The organism is Alishewanella agri BL06, from assembly GCF_000272005.1.
Classification (GTDB): Bacteria; Pseudomonadota; Gammaproteobacteria; order Enterobacterales; family Alteromonadaceae; genus Alishewanella; species Alishewanella agri.
Window position 1 is genome coordinate 113593 of the sequence record NZ_AKKU01000015.1, and the last position, 20215, is coordinate 133807.

The following is a 20215-nucleotide window of genomic DNA, read 5'->3' on the forward strand; positions in this document are numbered from 1 at the left end:
TTTCCTGTAAATTGCGCGCGGCAGTGTTTACACCCTGCTAAACACCCGCCGCGCTATGAGGTCGCTGAAAGTTGTCGCTGCGCGTATTCAAACTTCAGCTTAAATTCGGTAACACGTTGTTCCAGATCAGAGATTTGCTGTTGATACTGTTCGGTAAGCTGACTTAATTCCATCCGCAGTACCCGAATGGTTTCCCGGGCTTGATCGCTCTCCTGCTGCTGTTTCTCCAGCGCAATATCTAAGCGTAAACGCGCCTGCTGCAGTAATAATTCATTGCGCTCACTCTGCTCGCGCAGCGCCGTTTCCGTCTGCTGCAGAGTTGCCAGTTGTTGCTGCAATGCTTGCTGAGTTTCAGTTAGCTGTTGGTTTTCTTGCTGCAATTGTTGGTTAAGTTGATGTTTAAATTGTGCTTTTTGTTGCTGCTCCTGTACGTGTTGCTGTAAGGCAGCCAGCTGCTGCTGCAAGTCGGCGTTTTGTGAGGTCTGAGCGGCGACTTGTGATTCCAACTCTGAAATCTGGCTTTGTAATTGCTCTGTTTGGTTATGTGCTTGCTGCAAGGCAGCACTTGCCCGGGCGAGTTGTTGCTCCAAGTCTGTGATCTGATTGTGCTGCAACTCAGCTTGCGCCTGTTCTTGCTGTAACTCAGCTCTGGCAGCTGCCAGTTGCTGTGCCAGTGCGGTCAGCTCGCTGCGTTGCGCTGCAGCTTGCACCTGCTGCTGTTGTAAAGCTGTCGTAGCCTGAGATAGGTGTTGCTGCAAGCGGGCGATTTCTTGCTGCCCGTTTTGCTCCGCTTGTTGCTGCTCGAGCTTTGCCGCCTGCTGCAGTTGCAGCCTATCTTGCTCGGCCTGCTGCAAGGCGTGTTGCGTCTGTTGTAGTGCCTGTTCGGCGGCAAGCTGACGTTGTAGTGCCAGCTGTAACTGCTCAGCTTGCTCAGCTAACTGCGTTTGCTGATTCTCGCTTTGGTTTTGTTGTGCCGTGTGGCTTTCACCAAGCTGCACTAATTGTTGCTGGACAGCGGCCAGCTCTGCCTCGGTTTGCTGCAGTTTTTGTAACAGTTGCTGGTTATGTTTCTCCAGCCCGGCCTGGATCCGTGGGTCAGCACCCGGTGCCGGCACACTGAAATCTAATTGTTGACGGCTTTGCTGCCAATCCTTGTAAAGCTTCTGATACGCCTGTTCATGCGCGATTAACCGCTGCTGCCAGCGCGCTTCGACCTGCTGCTGCATCTGACTTAACCAGTGTTGCTGTTGCTGTGCAAGTTCAGCAGCAAAGCCTTGCATACTTTGCTGCAAAGCACTGGCCGCCTGTTGGCTAAGGCTATCCGGGTCCGGCTTGGCGTTGGGTTGAGCTGGCGTTTTCATGTTATTCTCATTCATACCAGTGGCCTGATCTGGCAATCTGCTTTGCTAAGTGTAATATGACTGCGGACTGAAAGCGAATCGCACAACAATGCTGTTGGAACTTCGAACCTTTTCAGTTATCTAATCTGGCAACTGAAGCACAAAACCAACTGATCGTGTTGCCCGATTGTTTGGTATATTCTATAACTGAATGCAATAGCAAAGGGTGATAAAAATGCAGCTGTTATCTGTAGTCTGGCGGACCTTAGTTGTAAGTAGTGTCCTTTGGTTAAGCGCCTGTGCGGTTGGCCCGAATGTGCGGTCTGATCAGGCACCGGATGCCAACCTGAGTAATTATCGCACCTTTGGTTTTATGACTGAATTAGCCACAGATCGTGCCGGCTATACCAGCCTGGTCACGCAGCATATGAAAGCGGCAATCAGCGCCGAGATGACTGCCCGCGGCTATCAATTTAGCGAGCAACAGCCTGATTTACTGATTAATTTCAACTCTAACGTGCAGCAACGGTCTGATATTCGCACCACGACAACCTCAGCTGTACCATATTACGGTTATTATCATTACCGCCGCGGTTATTACAGCCCTTTCCCGTACTATCAGACTGAAGTTGAAACCGTGCATTATAAAGTCGGCACTGTGAATATTGATGTTGTAGACGCCGGCCGTAAGCAACTGGTATGGGAAGGTATTGCAGAAGGGGTGTTGAAACAGCAGGATTTACAACAACCGCGTGAAGCAACAGCACGGGTTGTCAGCCAGATTTTCAGTCAATTTCCGGTTGGTCGCCCGACTAACTAAGGATGCGATGGTAGCAGGCGACCGCGTAATACGGCGGAACGCCTGCAGTCTTACAAGATTTGCCCCTGTGTAGCCGCCACTTCCGCCACCTTTCGCTTTAAGTCAGTGCAATCGGCCCCGGCATCGGTTTGTTGAATCGATAAGGTGAGCTCTGCGACCTTAATGCCAAATTTATGCATCGTCGTGCGATTAATCAGGTTTTGTGGGTCGATCAGATATAACCAGTCTTTTACCGTGACATCCAGCGTACTGCCATCATAAGGAATGCGCAGCACATATTGCCAGTACAAGGCATTACCCGCCAGTTGTCCTGCTGCTTCGCCAATCACATCGCCGGCCGTACCGCTAACTTTGCCCTGACTATCCTGCTGCAACTGCCAATGCCGCTGTTCCACCCTGCCGTCACTAAAATAAAACACTTCGTATAAATCGCCACGACCTTGCTGCCATTCACCACAAAGATCAGCGGTAAAACGCAAGGTTTGCCGGCCTCGCCAGTCATGCAATACGCCATAAGCGCGGCCACTGCCGGCAAAAAACTGGTCTAGCTGTAATACCGGTGTTTGCTGCCGGTAATCTGTGACCGATTGACTGCAGCCAGCAAGCAAGGCTGCCGCAGCCAGAAAAGCAATACGCATAAAGGTTCCTCCATGTGATAGCAAGCTATACGTAGCAAAGCCCCTACTGGCTCACCCGGCAATCAGGCAACACATTGAAGGCCTCGCGGTGCTATGGCAAACTAGCCGCCAGATCAGCAACGGCCCCATACTAAGCGGAATCATCATGTCATCAATTACTGTGGCGACCTGGGAACAGCTGGCCAGCGCCTTTTATCAGCACGGCTGGGTATGGCTGCCTCATTTCTTGTCGCCCGCTCTCATCGCTGCACTCTGTGATGATTTACAGCAACAGCAGTTACGTAGTGCCGGTGTCGGCCGCCAACAAGATCATCTGCAAAACCAGCAGATCCGGCGCGATCAGACTGCCTGGCTCGATGGCAGCAGTAGCGCCCAGCAAGACTATCTGCAATTGATGCAGCAGTTACAGCAAGCCTTTAATCAACGCTTCTTTCTTGGCTTATTTGATTATGAATGCCACTATGCACGCTACCAACAGGGTGATTTTTATCAAAAACATCTGGATGCGTTTCGCGGCCGTTCAAACCGGGTACTTACCACCGTAACCTATCTGAATACTCCGGAATCCGGTGGCGAGCTGGTGCTTTATGATGAGCAGGATCAGCTACTGCAACGGCTGCCGCCGGCCGCGGGAGGCTTAATCCTGTTTGAAAGTGAGCGCTTTCCGCACGAGGTGTTACCTGCAACCAGCGAGCGCCTGAGCATCGCTGGCTGGTTCAGGCGTAACAACAGTCTGCAGGGTATGGTCGATCCGGGAACTTAATCGGCCAACAACTTTAGCTGACTCCCCACCCCCAGATTGCGGGCGGCAAACCAGCCTCTCGGCATTTCCAATGCAGCGATCACCGCAATTTCTGAAGGCACCGGTGTTTCATCAAAAGGCTCTAACGGCCGGATTTGATGGATCTGCCAATTGGCATCAATAAAAGCGACATCCAGAGCAATACCGGTATTACGCATCCATAAACTAATTTGCTGTGGCGTGCTGTACAGTAACAGCATCCCCGGCTCAGCACTGTCCTGAAACATCAGGCCCTGAGCTCTCAGCTCGGGGGTATCAGCCAGCTGCACCGCAACAACCTGCTGGTCCAATTGTAGTTTCACCAACGGAAAACCGCTGCTATCCGGCACTGCCGCACAGCTACTGAGCACCAGCAGCAACGAAAACAGCCATTTCTTCATGTTAAAACCCCATACTGCATACCAGCCCGGTAAACAGCATTAATCCGACATAATGGTTATGTAAAAAAGCCGCGAAAGCCCCTTGCCGACTCTGCGCAGCCTGATAATGCTGCCAGCCAAAAGCCACAACGGTTAACAGCAACGCCAGAAAAAACGGCCAGCTTAATGCTAACTGCTGCCCAATCAGCGCTAACAGCAACAGAAAGCCTAACTGGAAGACGGCAATAATCGGCAACGCCCAACCACCAAACAATACCGCAGTAGATTTAATGCCGGCTTTCAGATCATCGGGCCTATCGACTAACGCATAGAAGGTATCATAAGCCACTGTCCACAACAAATTGGCCAGATACAACCACCAGGCATAACTGGGGATCTCACCCTGTAATGCCATAAAAGCCATTGGAATACCCCAGCTATAAGCGGCACCCAATACGACCTGCGGTAAGTGAGTAAAACGCTTCATAAAGGGATAGCTGCTGGCCAGCAGCACGGCTACCAGCGCCAACAATTGCGTTGCCCGATTAAGAAACAGCAATAGACTGGCAGCCAGCAGTAACAACAGGACAAAGAGTTGTAGTGCCTCCGTCGCGCTAACCTGACCGCTGGCCAGAGGCCGGTCGCGGGTCCGTTCAACCTGACCATCAAACTGCCGATCGGCATAATCGTTGATCACGCAACCGGCGGAGCGCATTAACACCACGCCCAGCGTAAAAATCAACCACAAATCAAAAGGTGGAATACCATCTGCTGCCAGCCACAACGCCCACCAGGTGGGCCACAACAGCAAATAAATACCAATGGGCTTGTCCAGCCGCATCAGCTGCCAATATGCGTTTCGCTGTTGCCAACTTAGTGCCATCATAATAACTCCACGGCCGGTAAAAACACTTCGGCCACCAGTAACGGTGCATCAGCGACCGAAAATACCGAACGTCTGGCCCAGTACTCCCCGGCAGCTATACCTGCGGTCGCCTCAGCTAGCTGCAAACGGGCCACCTCAATCGGGCCACGGCATAAATCAGGAAACTGAAACAGAAATTCGCCTAATGGTTGTTCACCCAGTGCAGTGAGCTGGTGCAACTGCCGCCGGCTGCTCTCGGGCAGCCAACTTTGGGCATACACCGCCGGTTGCTGGTTACACGACATCAAAACTTCGCGCCGCACACAGGCACCGCTAATCGCCGGTAAACAAGGCCACAAAAAGTCTGGCAGCTCTGTTGTGGTTTCAGCCAACAGTGCCAGACGAAACTGCTGACAATGTGCCTTTAACCGCGCCGTAAGAGAGGCAGGCTCTAATAACCAGGGCTGCAGTTTTTCAGGTAAACGCAGGGTGTCAGCCGCTAGCCAGGGCGCATTCAGTGATATTACTGCGGTCATAACAATTCGGAGTCGGCCTGTAAAAGTGCCGGCATTATAGCAAGGGTGATGATTTTTTTAAGGAAGATTTCACCGGTAATTAGGCAAAGTCTGATGCTGCTGATATGATAAATAGTAATTGCCAACTTCCGGACTACTGCCCTTGCGCTTGCTTAAACTTACAATATTGTCTGTTTCTCTTTGGCTGATGAGTGCTGGCACTGCGCTGGCGCAACAACCGCCTGCAGAAGTGGTGTATTATGGTTTTGACCCCGATATTGTGACCAACTATGTGTCGGAAAATCGCCGTAGTCTGGGCTATTTACGGGTATCAGTTGAGCTGATGCTGCCAAACAAAGAACTGTTAAAAACCATTGAATACCACGAGCCGCTAATACTGGATACCATCATCGGCATTCTTAGCAAACAACCCGAGCAGCGGGTTAAATCATTGAGTGGTCGCGAAGAAATCCGACTGCAAATTCTGGAACAGTTGCAAACCGTGATGAAACGCGAAACCGGTCAAACCATAGTGCAGGATATTTTATTTACCAAGTATCTGTACCAATAGCGCTGGCTAAGGCCGGCGCCGGTCCCGGCTTAAAAAAGCCCACAACAGCCCACAACCCAAGCCGCCTAAATGTGCCCAATTTGCCATATTAACCCATAATAGATCCATAAAGCCCAGAACAAGCCAGACTAACATAAAGCCAAATAAACCATGGCTTAGCAAATAACGTTGCCGACCACTCAGCTGGTCGCTTAAGTAACAATAGCCAACCAGGGCATACACCACGCCAGATAAGCCACCAAAATTCGGACCGGCTAATGCCAGTTGTAAACCATTGGATATCACTGCACTACTCAGTGCCAGTTGCAGTAAAAAACCGCTGCTTTGATAGCGTTCAATTTTGCTGCCTAACAGCCACCACCACGCCAGATTAAATACCAGATGGGTTAATGAGAAATGCAGCAGAATTGGCGTAATCCAACGCCAGAGCTCAGCCTGATCCAGCAGCATCAGGCTGGCCGCCGCGGCACGAAAATCAATTTGCTGCCAGGCATAGACCGCCAGTGTCAGCAGCAAAACTAACAGCGTTAACGGCATTTGCCGCCATGCCAGCTGGGGTCTTAAATTAACCTTGTGCGCCAGCTTTACACTCTGGCTTTGTTGCCAGGCCGCCGCCTGATACCGCGGATGATCCGGCTGGCGGATAAACTCAGTTAGCAACACTTCGACCTGAGGCACATCATCCGCAGCTGCCATTAACACACTGACTTCACCCTGCAGTTCAAGTTTGACCTGCAATCCCTGGCTACGACAATAATCGGCAAACAATAACGCCGCCGGCTGGGCGCGGAATTCAGCAACTTTAGTTAGCATCAGCTATCACTTTGGCCGCTAACAAAAGGCTGCTGGGTACGCCAGCTTTCAAAACCACCGTCCATACTGTAGACCTGTTCATAACCCTGTTCGGCCAAATAGCGGGCGGCGCCCTGGCTGGAGTTACCGTGATAGCAGACCACAACCACCGGCTGTTCGAACGGCACCTGACGCATAAACTGCCCCAGGCTGGTGTTGGTCAGATGAAAGGCGCCCGCCATATGACCACTGGCAAAGCTTTGTTCGTCGCGGATATCGGCAACCACCGCCTGCTGTGCTAATAACTCCAGTGTTTCTGCCACTGAAATACGTTTAAAATCACTCATAGCTACTCCCGATGCAAGGCCGCTATCATACCGTAGGTTGCCGCACTTTAGTACTATTCTGGCGAAATCCGCTACCACAGCACTGGACAATAGTTTAAACTTTCATTAACAATAGATAAAAGTCTACTGACGGAGTTTAGCATGACCCTGTTAATTATTCTGGCGATCATCGCCGCCCTGGTGTTCTACATTATTAGTATCTTTAACCAATTGGTTAAATTGAAGAATCGCTTTCAAAATGCTTTTGCGCAAATCGAAGTACAACTTAAGCGCCGTTATGATCTGATCCCTAATCTGGTCGAAACCGCCAAAGCCTATATGCAGCATGAGCGCGAAACCTTAGAAGCGGTGATCGCGGCCCGTAACGCCGCGCTGGCCGGGTTGAAAGTCGCCGCCAATAATCCGGGCGATGCCGGCGCCATCAGCCAGTTAGCCCAGGCCGAAGGGGCGCTGCAAGGGGCGATGAGCCGCTTTAATATGGTGATGGAAGCCTATCCTGACCTAAAAGCCAGTGCCAATATGCAGCAGCTGTCGGAAGAGCTGACCAGCACCGAAAATCGCATTGCCTTTGCCCGGCAGGCCTTTAACGATGCGGTAACCGAATACAATAGTTACAAACAAAGTTTCCCGCCGATGTTTTTTGCCGCCAGCTTTGGCCACAAACAGGATGCCAAACTGCTGGAGTTTGCCGACAGCGCAGAAATTCAACAGGCGCCAAAAGTCAGCTTCTAAATAATGGCCACCAATTTCTTTCAGCAACAGGATCTGGCCCGGCGCAATACTAAGGTGCTGATCCTGTTGTTCGCGCTGGCGGTGCTGGCGTTGATAGTTCTGACCAACCTGCTGGTGATGGTCAGTTTCAGCCTGTTTCAGGGCGCACCCTTACAACTGCCGTGGGAAGTGATCAGCAGTATCAGTCTGGTGGTCATTGCCGTGGTTGGTTTGGCCATAATGGCAAAATGGCAGCGCTTAAAGCTCGGTGGCCGCACCATCGCCGAAGCACTTGGCGGTAACCGGGTATCCCCCTCAGCCCAGGAACCGTTGCAACGCCGGCTGTTAAATGTGGTTGAGGAAATGGCGCTGGCCGCTAACCTGCCGGTACCGCCGGTCTACCTGTTACCGGAAAAAGGCATTAATGCCTTTGCCGCCGGTTACAGCCCGGCCGATGCCGTGATAGGTGTCACCCAAGGTGCGCTGGAGCAACTTAGCCGCGACGAACTGCAAGGCGTAATCGCCCATGAATTTAGCCATATTCTAAACGGCGATATGCGGATGAATATCCGACTCATCGCGGTACTGAATGGCATTTTATTTATTGGCCATCTCGGTTATTACCTGTTACGCGCTGGCCGCGGCGCCAGCTATGCCCGCTCCAGACGCAATAATAATGAGGGTGCCGGCGCCATTTTGCTGTTAGGGGTTGGCCTGATTGTTATTGGCTACCTTGGTTCATTTTTTGGTAATCTGATTAAAGCGGCCGTCAGCCGGCAGCGTGAATATCTGGCCGATGCTTCGGCGGTACAGTTTAGCCGTAATCCAAGCGGTATTGCCGGCGCCTTAAAGCGTATCGGTGGCCATCAATACGGCGCCAAAGTGCAGCACGCCAATGCCGATGAAGTCAGTCATTTATTTTTTGGCGAAGCGCTAAGCCGCTGGGTATCTATCTTTGCCACTCATCCGCCACTGGAAAAGCGTATTCGCCGGCTCGACCCGAGCTGGAATGGCCGCTACCCGGCAAGTCAGGCGCCGGTTAAACCCTCGCCATCACAAGCAGCAGAACAACCGCAGGAACGGCAACGTCGGGCCATGCTGGCGGCGATCCCGGTATTGTTGACGCAAAGCAGTCATCAGACCCGCCCGGCACAAGCCATCGCCTGTGCTTTACTCCTTAGAACCGACACCTTAGCTGCGCAGTTAACCGCCATTAAAGCCTATGGTGGCAGCCAGCTGCTGGCCGAAGTCGATCAGCTCTCCGATCCGGTACAACGCCTGGCCCTGCCACAGCAGGTACAGTTATTACAAATGTCGGTACCAGCGCTTAAGCAGCTGAGTGAGTCAGAGTTCCGCGCCTTTGACAAGTTACTGCGACACCTTGCCGGTAACACGCCGGATCTGGCGCAGTGGTTAAGTTTAAGCTTATTGGAGCATGTGGTCGCCAGCGAGTTCGACAGTAAGGAACTAGTACGCCAATACAACCGGCATAATCTGGCGGAGCTGTTACCTGCGTTGCTACCGCTGCTAAGCGCTGTGGCCAATGCCGCTGGCGACAGCAGCCGGCAACAGCAAGCCTGGCAGGCCGCACTCCTTGCCCTGCAGCTGGACACGACCACCGCACAACCGGCAGTGCAATTTAGCCAGTTAGATCAGGCGCTACGGCCACTGCTTACCGCGTCACCGGCAGTTAAGCAGCAATTATGGCAAGCCATACTCGCCGCTGTTACCGCTGATAAAACCGCTTCTGCTGCGGAACAAGGTCTGCTTAACCTGCTGGCGCTGCTGCTGGAAATGCCATTACCCGTTACCGACGATTTCAGCTAAAACTGCAACGCCAAACTCTACCGCCTAAACACGCTTGCGGTTAATTCGCAGCAGGATCCGGCCAGAGGGCTTTAGTGCAGCTCCGACCTCAGGTAGAATAGCGCTTTGTTTAGCTAGCCGGGGTGCCCATGTCTGATAATCGTTTGTTCCTGTTGTACGATCCGTCGTTCGACGAAATGGATGCCGAAGGCTGCCCGGGTTTTGGCTATGTACTGCTGTTTTCCGAGCAGGATGCCGAACAATTTACCCCGGGTGAAAACCCCAGCTGCGCCGCCGTTTCAATGCTGTTTACCGATCATGCCGATGGCAGCATCAGCGGTGACTTATTAGGCTGGGCGCATCTGGATGATCCGGTATTTCAGCGCTATCCGCTCGGGCATTTTCTGGCCTTAATGGAGCAAGCCGCCCAGGTGGCAATTAATGCCTACCGTCAGGTGCATCAGGTACCGGATAAGCTGGTGGCGGTGCATTTAGCAGACGACGACCTGCTGCAATTTGATGTGCAGTTTCTCGACCTGCAGCTCACTGATCAGCAGGCAGAAACGCAACTGGCACAGCAATTGATGCTGGGCCGGCCTTACCTCGATTCGTAAATCCTTAATTCTGATTAGCAGCAGCGCACGACAAAAGGCATACCCAAAAGGGCGCGGGAGTACAGCAGATGGTCAAAGCAATCGATATGAGCCTGGTTGAGCATGCGCTGCAGGGCTTTACCATTCCGCCACAACCCCAGGTACTGCGGCATATCCAGCAACAACTGAATGCCGCCGAACCGGACTTAAACCGTATTGCCTCGCTGATTGCGCTGGATATCGGTATTGCCGGCTTTACGCTAAAAGTGGTCAACTCGGCCTACTTTGGGCTACGCAATAAAATTACCTCGGTGGAGCAAGCCTGCCGCTATCTGGGATTAAACCGGGTAGTGATGCTGGTACGCAGTGTACTGCTGCGCTTTACGCTGGAAGAAGGCCGTCAGGATGAGTTTAGCCGCAAGCTCTGGACCAATGCGCTGCATACCGCCACCCTGGCGATGACGCTGGCGAAACAGCTGAATTTTGACCAGCAGTGTCAGGACGATTGTTACTCGCTGGGGTTATTTCGCAACGCCGGCATGGCACTGATTAGCCAACAGGCGCCGCAATATGCCGCTGTGCTGCAGCAAGGTTTGCTGCAACAGCAGGCGGTCAGCAGCATTGAAGAGCAGCATTTTCATACCAGTCATGAAGTGCTGGGCTATCTGATTGCCGAATCCTGGGGTCTGACCCAGACACTGTGTAATATTATTGCCTATCACCACAGCCCGGCGCTGTTGCTGGAAACCGATAACCAGGCCGAACATCAGCGCTTTGCCATTTTAAAAATTGCCGAATTTTTCAGTGGTGAAAGCCGGCAGCTATTTCAGGTTAATCTGGATCCGGAATGGCAGCTGCATCAAAGCCGTATTCTGGATGTGCTGGAGCTGGAGCCGCTGCAATTACCGGAGCTGGCCGAGCTGTTGCACCGCCAGGAACTGCGCACCATCTATAGCGTTTAAGGCGGCTTTATGGCCCACCACAAAACCACCCTGCCGCAAAAAATCTGCCCGGTGTGTCAGTTAGCTTTTAGCTGGCGCAAAAAGTGGCAGCGTAACTGGGATGACGTGCGCTACTGCTCTGAACGCTGCCGCCGGCAACGCCAGCATGCGCACGCCACCTCGCCGCAAGACAGTGACTAAATGAAAATCGTACTGGCCCCAATGGAGGGCGTGGTGGATCACCTGATGCGCGAGATGCTGACGCAAATTGGCGGCTATGACTTGTGCATTACCGAATTTGTGCGGGTGGTGGACCAAAAACTGCCGGCGAGAGTATTTACCCGGCTGTGCCCGGAACTGCTGCAAGGTGGTAAAACCCGCGCCGGCACCCCGGTACGGGTGCAATTGTTGGGGCAGGAACCACACTGGCTGGCCGAAAATGCAGCGCGGGCGGTGGAACTGGGCTCACCCGGCGTCGATCTGAATTTTGGTTGCCCGGCCAAGGCGGTGAATAAAAGTCGCGGCGGCGCTGTGCTATTAAAAGAAACCGAGACCCTGTATCGGATCGTAAAAGCCGTGCGCGACGCCGTACCGGCGCAGTTCCCGGTCAGCGCCAAAATTCGGCTCGGTTATGACGATACCAGCCTGGCGCTTGACAATGCTAAGGCCATTGCCGAGGCCGGCGCCAGCAGCCTGGCGATCCATGCCCGCACCAAAAGCGATGGGTACCGGCCACCGGCGTACTGGCCCTGGATTGCCAAAATAAAGCAGCAGGTAAAAATACCGCTGGTTGCTAATGGCGAGATCTGGAATGCCGAACAGGCGCTGCTATGTCAGCAGCAAAGTCAGTGCCAGGATATTATGCTTGGCCGCGGCGCACTGGCGATGCCCAATCTGGCGCGGCATATCCGGGATCAGGCCGCCCCACTGCCCTGGCCAGAGGTGCTGGCGTTATTGATGCACTATTCCGAATTTGAAATTGCCGGCGATAAAGGCAAATATTACGCTAACCGGGTAAAGCAATGGTTTAGTTACCTGAAACTGCAATACCCTGAGGCGCAGCAGTTATTTAGCCAGCTGCGCTTACTGACCAAAAGCCGGGATATTTTGCAGTTACTTGAGCAACAACGCAGCGACTAGGAGACCACATGGCGCAGGGCAGTCTGATTTGCCTGGGTACCGGCATTATGCTGGGCGCCCATCTGGACCCGCTTAGCCGCAACTATATCGCTGCTGCCGATGTGGTCTTTGTGCTAATGGCCGATGCGTTAACCGAGCAATGGTTACTGGAAATGCGCCCGGACGCCCGCTCACTGCAGCCTTATTATCATCAGGGGCCATCACGCCAGCATAGCTATCAGCTAATGGTTGAGGCGATGCTGGCTGAAGTCGCGGCCGGTAAAAAGGTGGTTGGCGCCTTTTATGGTCATCCGGGGGTCTTTGCCTGGGTACCGCATCAGGCAGTGAAACAGGCGCAGCAACAAGGTTATTTTAGCCGGATGCTACCGGCGATCTCAGCCGAAGACTGTCTGTATGCCGATCTGGGGATTGACCCGGGCCGCTATGGTTGCCAGCTGTACGAATGCAGCCAGTTTATGTTTTATCAGCGCACTATCGATACCGCCGCCTACCTTATTTTATGGCAACTGGGTGTTGCCGGCGACCGCAGTCTGGCACGCTTTGCCACCCCCGGCCAATACCGGCAGCTGTTAAGCGACTATTTATGCCGTTTTTATCCGCCGGCACATCAGGTTACCCTGTATGAAGCGGCCAGCCTGCCGACCCAGCAAGCCCGCATTGAGCATTTGCCTCTATCAGAGCTGGCACAGGCCACTGTCAGCGGTAAAACCACACTGGTGATCCCGCCCTGTAGCGCGCTACAGGCCAATACGGAACTGCTGCAACAATTGGCCGCACTGGATCAGGCAACCGATGTTAGCCGTTAACGGCACCAGCCAACCCGGCCTGACGTTACAGGCTCTTGACCCTGCGGCCGAGCCACTATTTCTGGCGTTATTTTGCGAACCCCAGGTAATGCGGCATATCGGTCCGGCACTAAGCATAACGCAGGCGCGGGCGCGTTTTAATACGCTGCTACAGCACCTGCAGCAGCCTGCCTCTTTGCCTGTGACCACAGCGACAACCACCAGCTGGCCGGCAGCGTATTTTCAGGTACAACTGGCCGGAGTGGGCGCTATCGGGCTGGCGATGTTATTACCGAGCGCCAATGCCAGCGAGGCTGAACTTGGCCGTATGCTGTTACCTGCCTGGCAACAACGGGGGCTCGGCACCCAACTTAGCCGATTGTTGATTGCGCAGGCCGGGTGTCTGGGCGGAATTGAAACCCTGAGCAAAAGGATCCAGCAGCAAAATCTCGCCGCCCTGCATTCGGCAGCCAAGCTGGGGTTTAAGGTCAGTGCCGAACTAGCGGATGGCTTTTTACGGCTAAGCCGGCCACTTAAGCTAAACCCGGCGGAAGAATCCCGAAAATAAAACCAAAGGCCCCTTGCTGCTGTCATAAAAACTGCCTACATTAGGCATATCGACCTTTAATTACCGAGCCCTGCTAATGTCTACTTTATCTGAGCAACTACTAAGCCTGGCACTTACGCCGGTCTGGCAACCCAGCGTCGAATCCGATAATGCTCAGCTATTGGCTAAGCTTAATACGGCAGAGCAGGCATTACTGCGGGAAAAGATTATCTGCTTTATTGTCACTCCTGAACCTGAAGAACCGCAGCAACCTGAACCTGACGAGCCTGATACTCCAGAGCAGGTCCCCGAGGAAGTGTCCTTTAACGTTAAACTCGCATGCTAGCTGTCGATGCAGATGAGAAATTCGTTGCTCCTGTGCGTTCTGCTGCTGATGGGCTTTTGGCCATATCAGGCACCTGCGCAGTCAATATCGGAGCAACTTAGCACTCTGGACGAGCTGAGATTAAAAGATTTCGCTGAGTTCAGACGCACGCTTGCTGAGCTGGCGGACACGTTAAAACCGGAAGCTTTAAATCCTACAGAACAACAGTATCTAAATTTACTTAAAGCATACGACCTTACAGCCAGGGGTGATTTTAGTACTGCTCTTGATATGCTGGAGCAAACCGAATTGCGGCCAGACAGCCATTTATCTCTCAGAATGACTGGACTGAAGGTCAATATCTATGCTTTGAGCTTTAGATACACCGATGCATTTATCAACATTGAGCAGCTATTAAATGCATTGCCAGCGTTAAATAATGCAAATGAATACTACCAGCTTGTTGGTCAGATTATCGTTTTGTTCAATAACATTGAGCGTTATGATCTTTCCAAGCAGCTAGTTCAACGTGGATTGAATTTAACAGATAGCTCCAGCTTGGTTTGCAGATTAAACTCATTCGGACTCTAGGGCGACTATTTCACATCTAACTTTGATATATACGCTACGAAATTTAGCGAAACTCTAACCAAATGCGAACTAGCCAACGAAGTTATTTTCTCACTGCTAATTATCCGCAACCATATGTTCTATTTACTGGAACAACAGCAAGCCGCTGCTGCCCTGGCGTTTTATCAGCAGTATTATTCTCAGGTTGAACAGATTAATTATCCGATTTTAACCGCCGGTTTTAACGCCGCCGCCGCAGAAGCGCTATTACAACAGGGCGAGTTGGCTGCAGCCAGCGAGCTGGCGCAGCGCGCTGAGCAAAGTTTACCGGGCGATCGGAATGATCCGGCGGTGCTGAGTACCTACCGGGTATTAACGCTGCTGGCGCAGGCGGAGCGTAACTTTGACAACCTGCTGCGTTATAGCGAAAAACGCCGTGATACCGAGCTGGCGATTGCCAGAGAAAAAGCCTCGCAGCAATTGGCTTACCAGCTGGCCAGTGGCGAAGCCCGTCTGAAAGAGCAACGGATCCAGCTATTGGATAAAGATAATGAACTGCTTACGCTGGAACGTAATTTATATCAGCAGCAGGCGGAAAACCGTTACCTGCTGCTATTACTGATTGGTAGCCTGAGTTTAATCCTTGGCTTGCTGACCTACCGTGGCCTGACCCGCAGTAAGCGTTATCGCAAAATGGCCGAGTTTGACCAACTTACCGGCATTAGCAACCGTTATCATTTTACCGAGCAGGCGCAGCGGGAAATTGCCCATTGTATCCGGGCTAAACGGCCGGTAGCGCTGATCCTGTTTGATTTAGACCACTTTAAAAATATCAATGATCGCTTCGGTCATGCCGCCGGTGACTGGACCTTGCGCCAGGTAGTACTCAGTTGCCGTAACTTTATCCGGCATAGCGATATTTTTGGCCGTATTGGTGGCGAAGAGTTTGTGATCCTGCTGACTGACTGCACTGCCGAGCAGGCGTCGATGCTGGCCGAAATTTGTCGTACGGCGCTGGCAGATATTGATACCAGTGGTTATCAGCAGCAATTTAAAGTGACCGCCAGCTTTGGTGTAGCAGACAGCAATCAGGCCGGTTACGATTTAAGTGCGCTGCTGGCAGCAGCTGATGCTGCGATGTACCAGGCCAAACAGCAGGGACGTAATCAGGTGTACTGCCCCGCCACAGCGGACGGGGCTGCTTAAGCCGGGGCTTAAGACCAGTTTAGGATCACCTTACCCGACTGGCCTGAGCACATAATCTCAAAGCCTTCTTTATAGTTTTCCATCGGCATTTCGTGGGTAATAATCGGGCTTAAATCCAGACCAGACTGAATTAAGCTCGCCATCTTATACCAGGTTTCAAACATTTCCCGGCCGTAGATGCCTTTAATTACCAGGCCTTTAAAGATGACCTTATTCCAGTCAATCGCCATGGTCGATGGCGGAATACCCAGCATGGCAATCTTACCGCCATGGTTCATGGTATCCAGCATGCTGTTAAAGGCTGCCGGAACGCCAGACATCTCCAAACCAACATCAAAGCCTTCGGTCATGCCCAGCTCCTGCATCACGTCTTTCAGGTTCTGTTTGCTGACATCAACAGCGCGGCTGGCGCCCATTTTCAGCGCCAGCTCAAGCCGGTACGGGTTAACGTCTGTTACCACCACATGCCGGGCACCAACATGGCGCGCTACCGCGGCCGCCATAATACCGATAGGGCCGGCGCCGGTGATCAGCACATCTTCACCCACCAGATCAAAAGACAGGGCGGTATGTACGGCATTGCCAAAGGGGTCAAAGATCGCAGCGATATTATCCGGGATATTGTCCGGCAGCTTAAAGGCGTTATAAGCCGGGATCACCAGATATTCAGCAAAGGAGCCGGTACGGTTTACCCCTACGCCAATGGTATTACGGCATAAATGCACGCGGCCGGCACGGCAGTTACGGCAGTAGCCGCAGGTAATATGGCCTTCGCCGGAGACACGGTCACCCACTTTAAAGCCGCGCACTTCTGAGCCCATGCCTTCAATAACGCCGACATATTCATGGCCCACTACCATGCCATGCGGAATGGTGTTCTGCGCCCATTCATCCCATTTGTAGATATGCACGTCTGTGCCACAGATGGCGGTTTTTTTAATCCGGATCAGCACATCGTTTGGCCCCACTTCCGGTTTCTCAACCTCGGTTTGCCAAATGCCCGGTTCTGCTTTTAATTTTGCTAATGCTTTCATTATTACGCCCCGCCTTATGCGATCACGCCCATGTCTTTACCAATGCGGATAAAGGCCGCAATGGCTTTATCCAGCTGCTCTTTTGTATGTGCCGCCGAAATCTGGGTGCGGATCCGCGCCTGCCCTTTTGGTACTACCGGGAAGGAGAAGCCAACCACATAGATGCCCTCGGCCAGCATGCGTTTCGCCATTTCGGCGGCCACCTTGGCATCACCCAGCATCACCGGAATAATGGCATGATCTTTACCGGCCAGCGTAAAGCCGGCGGCCGTCATCTGCTCGCGGAAATAATTGGCGTTTTGCCACAGCTTTTCCCGCAGCGCGCCGCCCTGCTCCAGCATCTCCAGCACCTTGATTGACGCAGTAACAATAGAAGGCGCTAACGAGTTCGAGAACAGATAAGGCCGTGAACGCTGCCGCAGCCATTCGATAATTTCTTTTTTACCTGAGGTATAACCACCGGAAGCACCGCCCAGCGCCTTGCCCAGGGTGCCGGTAATAATATCGACTCTGTCCATCACCTCACAGTATTCGTGGGTGCCGCGGCCATTTTTACCCACAAAACCCACGGCATGGCTATCGTCAACCATTACCATGGCGTTATATTTATCGGCCAGATCACAGACCGCTTTTAAGTCGGCAATCACGCCATCCATCGAGAACACGCCATCAGTGGCAATCAGCTTAAAACGGGCGCCATCGGCATCGGCCTGCTGCAGCTGGGCTTCCAGCTCGGCCATATTGTTATTGGCATAACGGTAGCGTTTGGCTTTACACAGCCGCACACCGTCAATAATGGAAGCATGGTTCAGTGCATCCGAGATCACCGCATCTTCGGCACCGAGGATGGTTTCAAACAAACCGCCATTGGCATCAAAACAGGAAGAGTACAGGATGGTATCTTCGGTACCTAAAAAGGCACTGATTTTTGCTTCCAGCTGTTTATGGATATCCTGGGTACCACAGATAAAACGCACTGAGGCGACACCAAAGCCGTGGCTTTGCAGGCCCTGCTGCGCGGCAGCAATTAGCTCGGGGTTATTGGCCAGGCCCAGATAGTTATTGGCACAAAAGTTTAGTACCTGCTCGCTGCCAACGGTAACGCTGGCTTGTTGTTGTGAGCTGATAATACGTTCTGCTTTGTACAGACCTTCTGCTTTCACCTCTTCGATTTGTTGTTGTAGATGGTGCAGAAAAGCGCCATTGCGCATAAAGCCTCCTCTGGCAATGTAGGCGGGTAAGTTGATTTGACGCGCTATTGTACTTTTTAGCGGCCCTCGCTGCAGCGATTATACCGAAGATTAGCGGGGCTTGCCTGCCCCGCTTGTAAAGAATTGGCTACAAATCGGCCGCTGCCAGATCTGTTCCGACCAGCTGGCTGTAGTAATGTTGCAGTTGCAGCATATCAGCGCGGGCGGCGGCGGTGGCATAGGGCTTAAATAACAACAGGACTTTCAATACGCCACGGTACAGGTTAGCCTGATTGACTTCGGCCTGCGGCGCCTGGGTTTTCAGATAGCTGATCCAAAAGGTAACCAGCAGTTTGATATTGTGCGCCAGATCGCGGATATCGGCTTCATCAACTGCAATGACGCCTTGGGATTTTAAGGCTTTAATTACCGTCATCACCCGCGCCAGTACGCCCTGCTGCACCTGCAGGTAATCCTGCTGAAGCGCCGGGTCGCGCGCCAAAATGTCGGGCAAATTGGCGTAGAAAAAATGAAACCGCCACATCAGCTCAAATACCACATCGAGATAATCAGTCAGGGCATCCAGCGGCCTGGCCTGGGCTGACGGCGGTTTAATCCGGGTTTCCAGTAACTTGGTATATTCGCGGAAGATATGCCGGATAATGTCTTCTTTATTGCGGAAATGGTAATACAGGTTACCGGGGCTGATGCCCAGATGGGCGGCGATATGGTTAGTGGTAACCTGACGCTCACCGACTTCGTTAAACAGGGCGATACTGGCTTGGATAATCCGGTCTTTGGTTCTGAGCTTCTTTTCCATTGCGAACTGCAGGCTTCTTTTTTTAAGCGGTTATTTTGCTATAGTAACGCCAAACTGTCGTTAATTGCCAGCAGGCACTATGCTGGCCCTTACAGGAACTGCTTTTAATGCATATTCGCGCTGTGTATCCCGGGACTTTTGATCCCTTAACCAATGGCCATGCCGATATTGTACTGCGTGCGGCGCGCTTGTTTGAAACCCTGATTGTCGCGGTTGCAGCTAACCCCAGTAAACAACCACTGTTTAGTTTAGATGAACGGGTAGCGCTGGCAAAACAGGCCTTTGCCGGTTGTAGTAATGTCAGTGTGATTGGTTTTTCCGGTCTGTTGGCCGATTTTGCCAAAAGCCAGCAGGCACAGGTGTTGATCCGCGGTGTGCGGGCCGTCGCCGACTATGAATACGAGTTTCAGCTGGCCAGCATGAACCGCTCATTAAACCCGGAGCTGGACAGTATTTTTATGACGCCGTCCGAGAAAAATACCTTTATCTCATCAACCCTGGTTAAAGAAGTGTGCCGGCATGGCGGTGATGTCTCAAGCTTTGTACCGGAACATGTGCGACTGGCATTACTGACTAAATTTGGCCGCAGTTAACTTGTTGAATTAGTTTTTATTTTTAAACAACAACGGCAGCCTGAGCTGCCGTTGTGTTATTTGCCGATTTATCCGTACAAGGCTTAGGCCTTGGCAGCTTCTTCGCGCTCTGCTAATTTTTGTACCAGCTTCTGCGTGTGCTGCAGTGACATCAGATGCGCATAAATCGCCGTTAAATAACCTTGTTTACGCAGATCCAGGAAAGCTTCATCCGATAATTCATTCAGCTTTTTATCATCGACCATGTAAATGCCGTTGATATTGCGTTTTTCTTCGTTGATGGTCACTGTCAGCACCTGCTCTTTTAACAGCTCAAGGCTCTTCAGCTTTTCAACAAAGGCTTGGGTAATTTGCGCAAAATCAACATACTCGCCCATCTGCTGCTTACGTACAGTTAAAAACTCACTCTCGCTGCCATCGTCGTTGAACAGTGGGAAACCTTCAGCTTCGTTAACGCGCTCAGAGGCTTCATCAATGGCGACGATTAAGCGGTCGCTATTTGGATCTTCCTGTACCAGTAACAGTGGGTAATTACGCACGACACGGGGTACATACATGGCGTCCCATTTGTCTTCTTTGATCAGCAGATTCTGCCGGGCCGCCAGACCTAGCAATACCACCGACTGAAAGCGCTCACTGGCGGGATCTTTAACAAACACCACCGGGAATTCGGCACCCGCGACCACAAACTCGTGTACCACCACCGGCAGCATATGCTCCTGCGCGATATGATTAAACGGGCGCACTGAACTGATTTTGGTTTTGGCGTGTTTTTCTTTATGCAACCCTACAACTTTATTCTGTTCCATATACAACTCTATTCTCTGAATGTTTAAAAAGCTCCCGCTACATCGGCAGGAGCCTGCTTCGATTCGGCAAACGCCAAGCTTGCAATTGGCGTCTAA

Annotated in this window: 26 protein-coding genes; 15 read left to right on the plus strand and 11 right to left on the minus strand. The window is 52.2% G+C overall.

From position 1 onward, the window contains the following. Positions 1-53: 53 nt before the first annotated feature. Complete coding sequence (locus AGRI_RS08545) at positions 54-1361, minus strand: coiled-coil domain-containing protein (protein WP_008984552.1); 1308 nt, start codon at positions 1359-1361, stop codon at positions 54-56. Positions 1362-1575: 214 nt separating this feature from the next. Between AGRI_RS08545 and AGRI_RS08550 the strand changes: the two genes are divergently transcribed. Beyond that, positions 1576-2160, plus strand: coding sequence for a DUF4136 domain-containing protein (locus AGRI_RS08550; protein ID WP_008984553.1), 585 nt, complete (start codon positions 1576-1578; stop codon positions 2158-2160). 50 nt (positions 2161-2210) lie between these two features. Here the strand turns inward: AGRI_RS08550 and AGRI_RS08555 are convergent, their stop codons facing one another. After that, positions 2211-2798, minus strand: coding sequence for a DUF3833 domain-containing protein (locus AGRI_RS08555; RefSeq protein ID WP_008984554.1), 588 nt, complete (start codon positions 2796-2798; stop codon positions 2211-2213). Between the two features lie 145 nt (positions 2799-2943). Here AGRI_RS08555 and AGRI_RS08560 point away from each other — a divergent pair, with 145 nt between their 5' ends. Then, positions 2944-3561: a 2OG-Fe(II) oxygenase gene (locus tag AGRI_RS08560; protein ID WP_008984555.1), complete on the plus strand. Its 618-nt coding sequence runs from the start codon at positions 2944-2946 to the stop codon at positions 3559-3561. On the opposite strand, the gene AGRI_RS08565 is transcribed toward AGRI_RS08560, so the two are convergent. Genes AGRI_RS08565 through AGRI_RS08575 form a run of 3 tightly spaced genes read right to left on the minus strand, consistent with a single transcriptional unit; the run spans position 3558 to position 5360 of the window. After that, complete coding sequence (locus AGRI_RS08565) at positions 3558-3980, minus strand: DUF192 domain-containing protein (protein WP_008984556.1); 423 nt, start codon at positions 3978-3980, stop codon at positions 3558-3560. The two genes, AGRI_RS08560 and AGRI_RS08565, sit on opposite strands and share 4 nt — an antisense overlap. A gap of 1 nt (position 3981) precedes the next feature. Beyond that, positions 3982-4845, minus strand: coding sequence for a 4-hydroxybenzoate octaprenyltransferase (ubiA, locus tag AGRI_RS08570; RefSeq protein WP_040291701.1), 864 nt, complete (start codon positions 4843-4845; stop codon positions 3982-3984). Then, a complete protein-coding gene (locus tag AGRI_RS08575; RefSeq protein ID WP_008984558.1) occupies positions 4842-5360 on the minus strand; it encodes a chorismate--pyruvate lyase family protein in 519 nt (172 codons plus the stop codon). The genes ubiA and AGRI_RS08575 overlap by 4 nt, the downstream gene beginning before the upstream one ends. 166 nt (positions 5361-5526) lie before the next feature. Between AGRI_RS08575 and AGRI_RS08580 the strand changes: the two genes are divergently transcribed. After that, positions 5527-5910: a flagellar basal body-associated protein FliL gene (locus tag AGRI_RS08580; protein WP_237713051.1), complete on the plus strand. Its 384-nt coding sequence runs from the start codon at positions 5527-5529 to the stop codon at positions 5908-5910. Positions 5911-5916: 6 nt separating this feature from the next. Here AGRI_RS08580 and glpG read toward each other — a convergent pair whose 3' ends face one another. Both glpG and glpE read right to left on the minus strand, forming a co-directional pair. Then, complete coding sequence (gene glpG, locus AGRI_RS08585; protein ID WP_008984560.1) at positions 5917-6723, minus strand: rhomboid family intramembrane serine protease GlpG; 807 nt, start codon at positions 6721-6723, stop codon at positions 5917-5919. Beyond that, positions 6723-7049, minus strand: a complete 327-nt coding sequence (gene glpE / locus AGRI_RS08590) for a thiosulfate sulfurtransferase GlpE (protein WP_008984561.1) — start codon at positions 7047-7049, stop codon at positions 6723-6725. The genes glpG and glpE overlap by 1 nt, the downstream gene beginning before the upstream one ends. Positions 7050-7190: 141 nt before the next feature. On the opposite strand from glpE, the gene AGRI_RS08595 reads away from it, so the two are divergent. The 11 genes from AGRI_RS08595 (at position 7191) to AGRI_RS08640 (ending at position 15673) form a co-directional block, all read left to right on the plus strand. After that, positions 7191-7781 carry a LemA family protein gene (locus tag AGRI_RS08595; protein WP_008984562.1) on the plus strand — a complete coding sequence of 197 codons (591 nt, stop codon included), beginning with the start codon at positions 7191-7193 and terminating at the stop codon, positions 7779-7781. 3 nt (positions 7782-7784) lie between these two features. After that, the gene (locus tag AGRI_RS08600; protein WP_008984563.1) at positions 7785-9587 is read left to right on the plus strand and encodes a M48 family metallopeptidase; all 1803 of its coding nucleotides are present in this window, start codon (positions 7785-7787) and stop codon (positions 9585-9587) included. A 128-nt stretch (positions 9588-9715) separates the two neighbouring features. Beyond that, positions 9716-10180: a hypothetical protein gene (locus AGRI_RS08605; protein WP_008606942.1), complete on the plus strand. Its 465-nt coding sequence runs from the start codon at positions 9716-9718 to the stop codon at positions 10178-10180. A 68-nt stretch (positions 10181-10248) separates the two neighbouring features. Further along, a complete protein-coding gene (locus AGRI_RS08610) occupies positions 10249-11121 on the plus strand; it encodes an HDOD domain-containing protein (RefSeq protein ID WP_008984564.1) in 873 nt (290 codons plus the stop codon). A gap of 9 nt (positions 11122-11130) precedes the next feature. Continuing rightward, entirely contained in the window at positions 11131-11301 is a 171-nt protein-coding gene (locus tag AGRI_RS16380) for a DUF2256 domain-containing protein (RefSeq protein ID WP_008984565.1), read from the plus strand. Continuing rightward, positions 11302-12240: a tRNA dihydrouridine(16) synthase DusC gene (gene dusC / locus AGRI_RS08615; protein WP_008950109.1), complete on the plus strand. Its 939-nt coding sequence runs from the start codon at positions 11302-11304 to the stop codon at positions 12238-12240. It abuts the gene before it with no gap. Between the two features lie 8 nt (positions 12241-12248). Continuing rightward, positions 12249-13046, plus strand: a complete 798-nt coding sequence (locus AGRI_RS08620; RefSeq protein WP_008984566.1) for an SAM-dependent methyltransferase — start codon at positions 12249-12251, stop codon at positions 13044-13046. Next, positions 13033-13593: a GNAT family N-acetyltransferase gene (locus AGRI_RS08625; RefSeq protein ID WP_008984567.1), complete on the plus strand. Its 561-nt coding sequence runs from the start codon at positions 13033-13035 to the stop codon at positions 13591-13593. Before AGRI_RS08620 ends, AGRI_RS08625 begins: the two co-directional genes overlap by 14 nt. A 76-nt stretch (positions 13594-13669) precedes the next feature. After that, positions 13670-13918, plus strand: coding sequence for a hypothetical protein (locus AGRI_RS08630; RefSeq protein WP_008984568.1), 249 nt, complete (start codon positions 13670-13672; stop codon positions 13916-13918). A gap of 12 nt (positions 13919-13930) precedes the next feature. Further along, complete coding sequence (locus tag AGRI_RS08635) at positions 13931-14488, plus strand: hypothetical protein (RefSeq protein ID WP_156808371.1); 558 nt, start codon at positions 13931-13933, stop codon at positions 14486-14488. 114 nt (positions 14489-14602) lie between these two features. Next, the gene (locus AGRI_RS08640) at positions 14603-15673 is read left to right on the plus strand and encodes a GGDEF domain-containing protein (protein ID WP_008984570.1); all 1071 of its coding nucleotides are present in this window, start codon (positions 14603-14605) and stop codon (positions 15671-15673) included. Between the two features lie 8 nt (positions 15674-15681). Here AGRI_RS08640 and tdh read toward each other — a convergent pair whose 3' ends face one another. The 3 genes from tdh to AGRI_RS08655 form a co-directional block, all read right to left on the minus strand. Next, positions 15682-16707 carry an L-threonine 3-dehydrogenase gene (tdh, locus tag AGRI_RS08645; RefSeq protein WP_008984571.1) on the minus strand — a complete coding sequence of 342 codons (1026 nt, stop codon included), beginning with the start codon at positions 16705-16707 and terminating at the stop codon, positions 15682-15684. A 14-nt stretch (positions 16708-16721) separates the two neighbouring features. Then, positions 16722-17918: a glycine C-acetyltransferase gene (locus AGRI_RS08650; protein ID WP_008984572.1), complete on the minus strand. Its 1197-nt coding sequence runs from the start codon at positions 17916-17918 to the stop codon at positions 16722-16724. Positions 17919-18045: 127 nt separating this feature from the next. Continuing rightward, on the minus strand, positions 18046-18717 hold the full coding sequence (locus AGRI_RS08655; protein ID WP_008984573.1) for a TetR/AcrR family transcriptional regulator: 672 nt from the start codon (positions 18715-18717) through the stop codon (positions 18046-18048). A gap of 107 nt (positions 18718-18824) precedes the next feature. Here AGRI_RS08655 and coaD point away from each other — a divergent pair, with 107 nt between their 5' ends. After that, positions 18825-19310 carry a pantetheine-phosphate adenylyltransferase gene (coaD, locus tag AGRI_RS08660; protein ID WP_008984574.1) on the plus strand — a complete coding sequence of 162 codons (486 nt, stop codon included), beginning with the start codon at positions 18825-18827 and terminating at the stop codon, positions 19308-19310. Between the two features lie 83 nt (positions 19311-19393). Here coaD and AGRI_RS08665 read toward each other — a convergent pair whose 3' ends face one another. Beyond that, positions 19394-20119 carry a SapC family protein gene (locus AGRI_RS08665; protein ID WP_008984575.1) on the minus strand — a complete coding sequence of 242 codons (726 nt, stop codon included), beginning with the start codon at positions 20117-20119 and terminating at the stop codon, positions 19394-19396. Positions 20120-20215 lie beyond the last annotated feature (96 nt).

What these genes read in the sequence shown, in the direction of transcription:
- AGRI_RS08665 (WP_008984575.1), bottom strand. Translation starts at nt 20,119, where the DNA reads ATGGAACAGAATAAAGTTGTAGGGTTGCATAAAGAAAAACACGCCAAA.
- glpE (WP_008984561.1), bottom strand. Translation starts at nt 7,049, where the DNA reads ATGAGTGATTTTAAACGTATTTCAGTGGCAGAAACACTGGAGTTATTA.
- AGRI_RS08565 (WP_008984556.1), bottom strand. Translation starts at nt 3,980, where the DNA reads ATGAAGAAATGGCTGTTTTCGTTGCTGCTGGTGCTCAGTAGCTGTGCG.
- AGRI_RS08560 (WP_008984555.1), top strand. Translation starts at nt 2,944, where the DNA reads ATGTCATCAATTACTGTGGCGACCTGGGAACAGCTGGCCAGCGCCTTT.
- AGRI_RS08595 (WP_008984562.1), top strand. Translation starts at nt 7,191, where the DNA reads ATGACCCTGTTAATTATTCTGGCGATCATCGCCGCCCTGGTGTTCTAC.
- AGRI_RS08650 (WP_008984572.1), bottom strand. Translation starts at nt 17,918, where the DNA reads ATGCGCAATGGCGCTTTTCTGCACCATCTACAACAACAAATCGAAGAG.
- AGRI_RS08550 (WP_008984553.1), top strand. Translation starts at nt 1,576, where the DNA reads ATGCAGCTGTTATCTGTAGTCTGGCGGACCTTAGTTGTAAGTAGTGTC.
- dusC (WP_008950109.1), top strand. Translation starts at nt 11,302, where the DNA reads ATGAAAATCGTACTGGCCCCAATGGAGGGCGTGGTGGATCACCTGATG.
- AGRI_RS08575 (WP_008984558.1), bottom strand. Translation starts at nt 5,360, where the DNA reads ATGACCGCAGTAATATCACTGAATGCGCCCTGGCTAGCGGCTGACACC.
- AGRI_RS08600 (WP_008984563.1), top strand. Translation starts at nt 7,785, where the DNA reads ATGGCCACCAATTTCTTTCAGCAACAGGATCTGGCCCGGCGCAATACT.
- AGRI_RS08655 (WP_008984573.1), bottom strand. Translation starts at nt 18,717, where the DNA reads ATGGAAAAGAAGCTCAGAACCAAAGACCGGATTATCCAAGCCAGTATC.
- AGRI_RS08610 (WP_008984564.1), top strand. Translation starts at nt 10,249, where the DNA reads ATGGTCAAAGCAATCGATATGAGCCTGGTTGAGCATGCGCTGCAGGGC.
- AGRI_RS16380 (WP_008984565.1), top strand. Translation starts at nt 11,131, where the DNA reads ATGGCCCACCACAAAACCACCCTGCCGCAAAAAATCTGCCCGGTGTGT.
- AGRI_RS08635 (WP_156808371.1), top strand. Translation starts at nt 13,931, where the DNA reads ATGAGAAATTCGTTGCTCCTGTGCGTTCTGCTGCTGATGGGCTTTTGG.
- AGRI_RS08640 (WP_008984570.1), top strand. Translation starts at nt 14,603, where the DNA reads ATGTTCTATTTACTGGAACAACAGCAAGCCGCTGCTGCCCTGGCGTTT.
- AGRI_RS08625 (WP_008984567.1), top strand. Translation starts at nt 13,033, where the DNA reads ATGTTAGCCGTTAACGGCACCAGCCAACCCGGCCTGACGTTACAGGCT.
- AGRI_RS08620 (WP_008984566.1), top strand. Translation starts at nt 12,249, where the DNA reads ATGGCGCAGGGCAGTCTGATTTGCCTGGGTACCGGCATTATGCTGGGC.
- AGRI_RS08605 (WP_008606942.1), top strand. Translation starts at nt 9,716, where the DNA reads ATGTCTGATAATCGTTTGTTCCTGTTGTACGATCCGTCGTTCGACGAA.
- glpG (WP_008984560.1), bottom strand. Translation starts at nt 6,723, where the DNA reads ATGCTAACTAAAGTTGCTGAATTCCGCGCCCAGCCGGCGGCGTTATTG.
- AGRI_RS08630 (WP_008984568.1), top strand. Translation starts at nt 13,670, where the DNA reads ATGTCTACTTTATCTGAGCAACTACTAAGCCTGGCACTTACGCCGGTC.
- ubiA (WP_040291701.1), bottom strand. Translation starts at nt 4,845, where the DNA reads ATGATGGCACTAAGTTGGCAACAGCGAAACGCATATTGGCAGCTGATG.
- tdh (WP_008984571.1), bottom strand. Translation starts at nt 16,707, where the DNA reads ATGAAAGCATTAGCAAAATTAAAAGCAGAACCGGGCATTTGGCAAACC.
- AGRI_RS08555 (WP_008984554.1), bottom strand. Translation starts at nt 2,798, where the DNA reads ATGCGTATTGCTTTTCTGGCTGCGGCAGCCTTGCTTGCTGGCTGCAGT.
- AGRI_RS08545 (WP_008984552.1), bottom strand. Translation starts at nt 1,361, where the DNA reads ATGAAAACGCCAGCTCAACCCAACGCCAAGCCGGACCCGGATAGCCTT.
- coaD (WP_008984574.1), top strand. Translation starts at nt 18,825, where the DNA reads ATGCATATTCGCGCTGTGTATCCCGGGACTTTTGATCCCTTAACCAAT.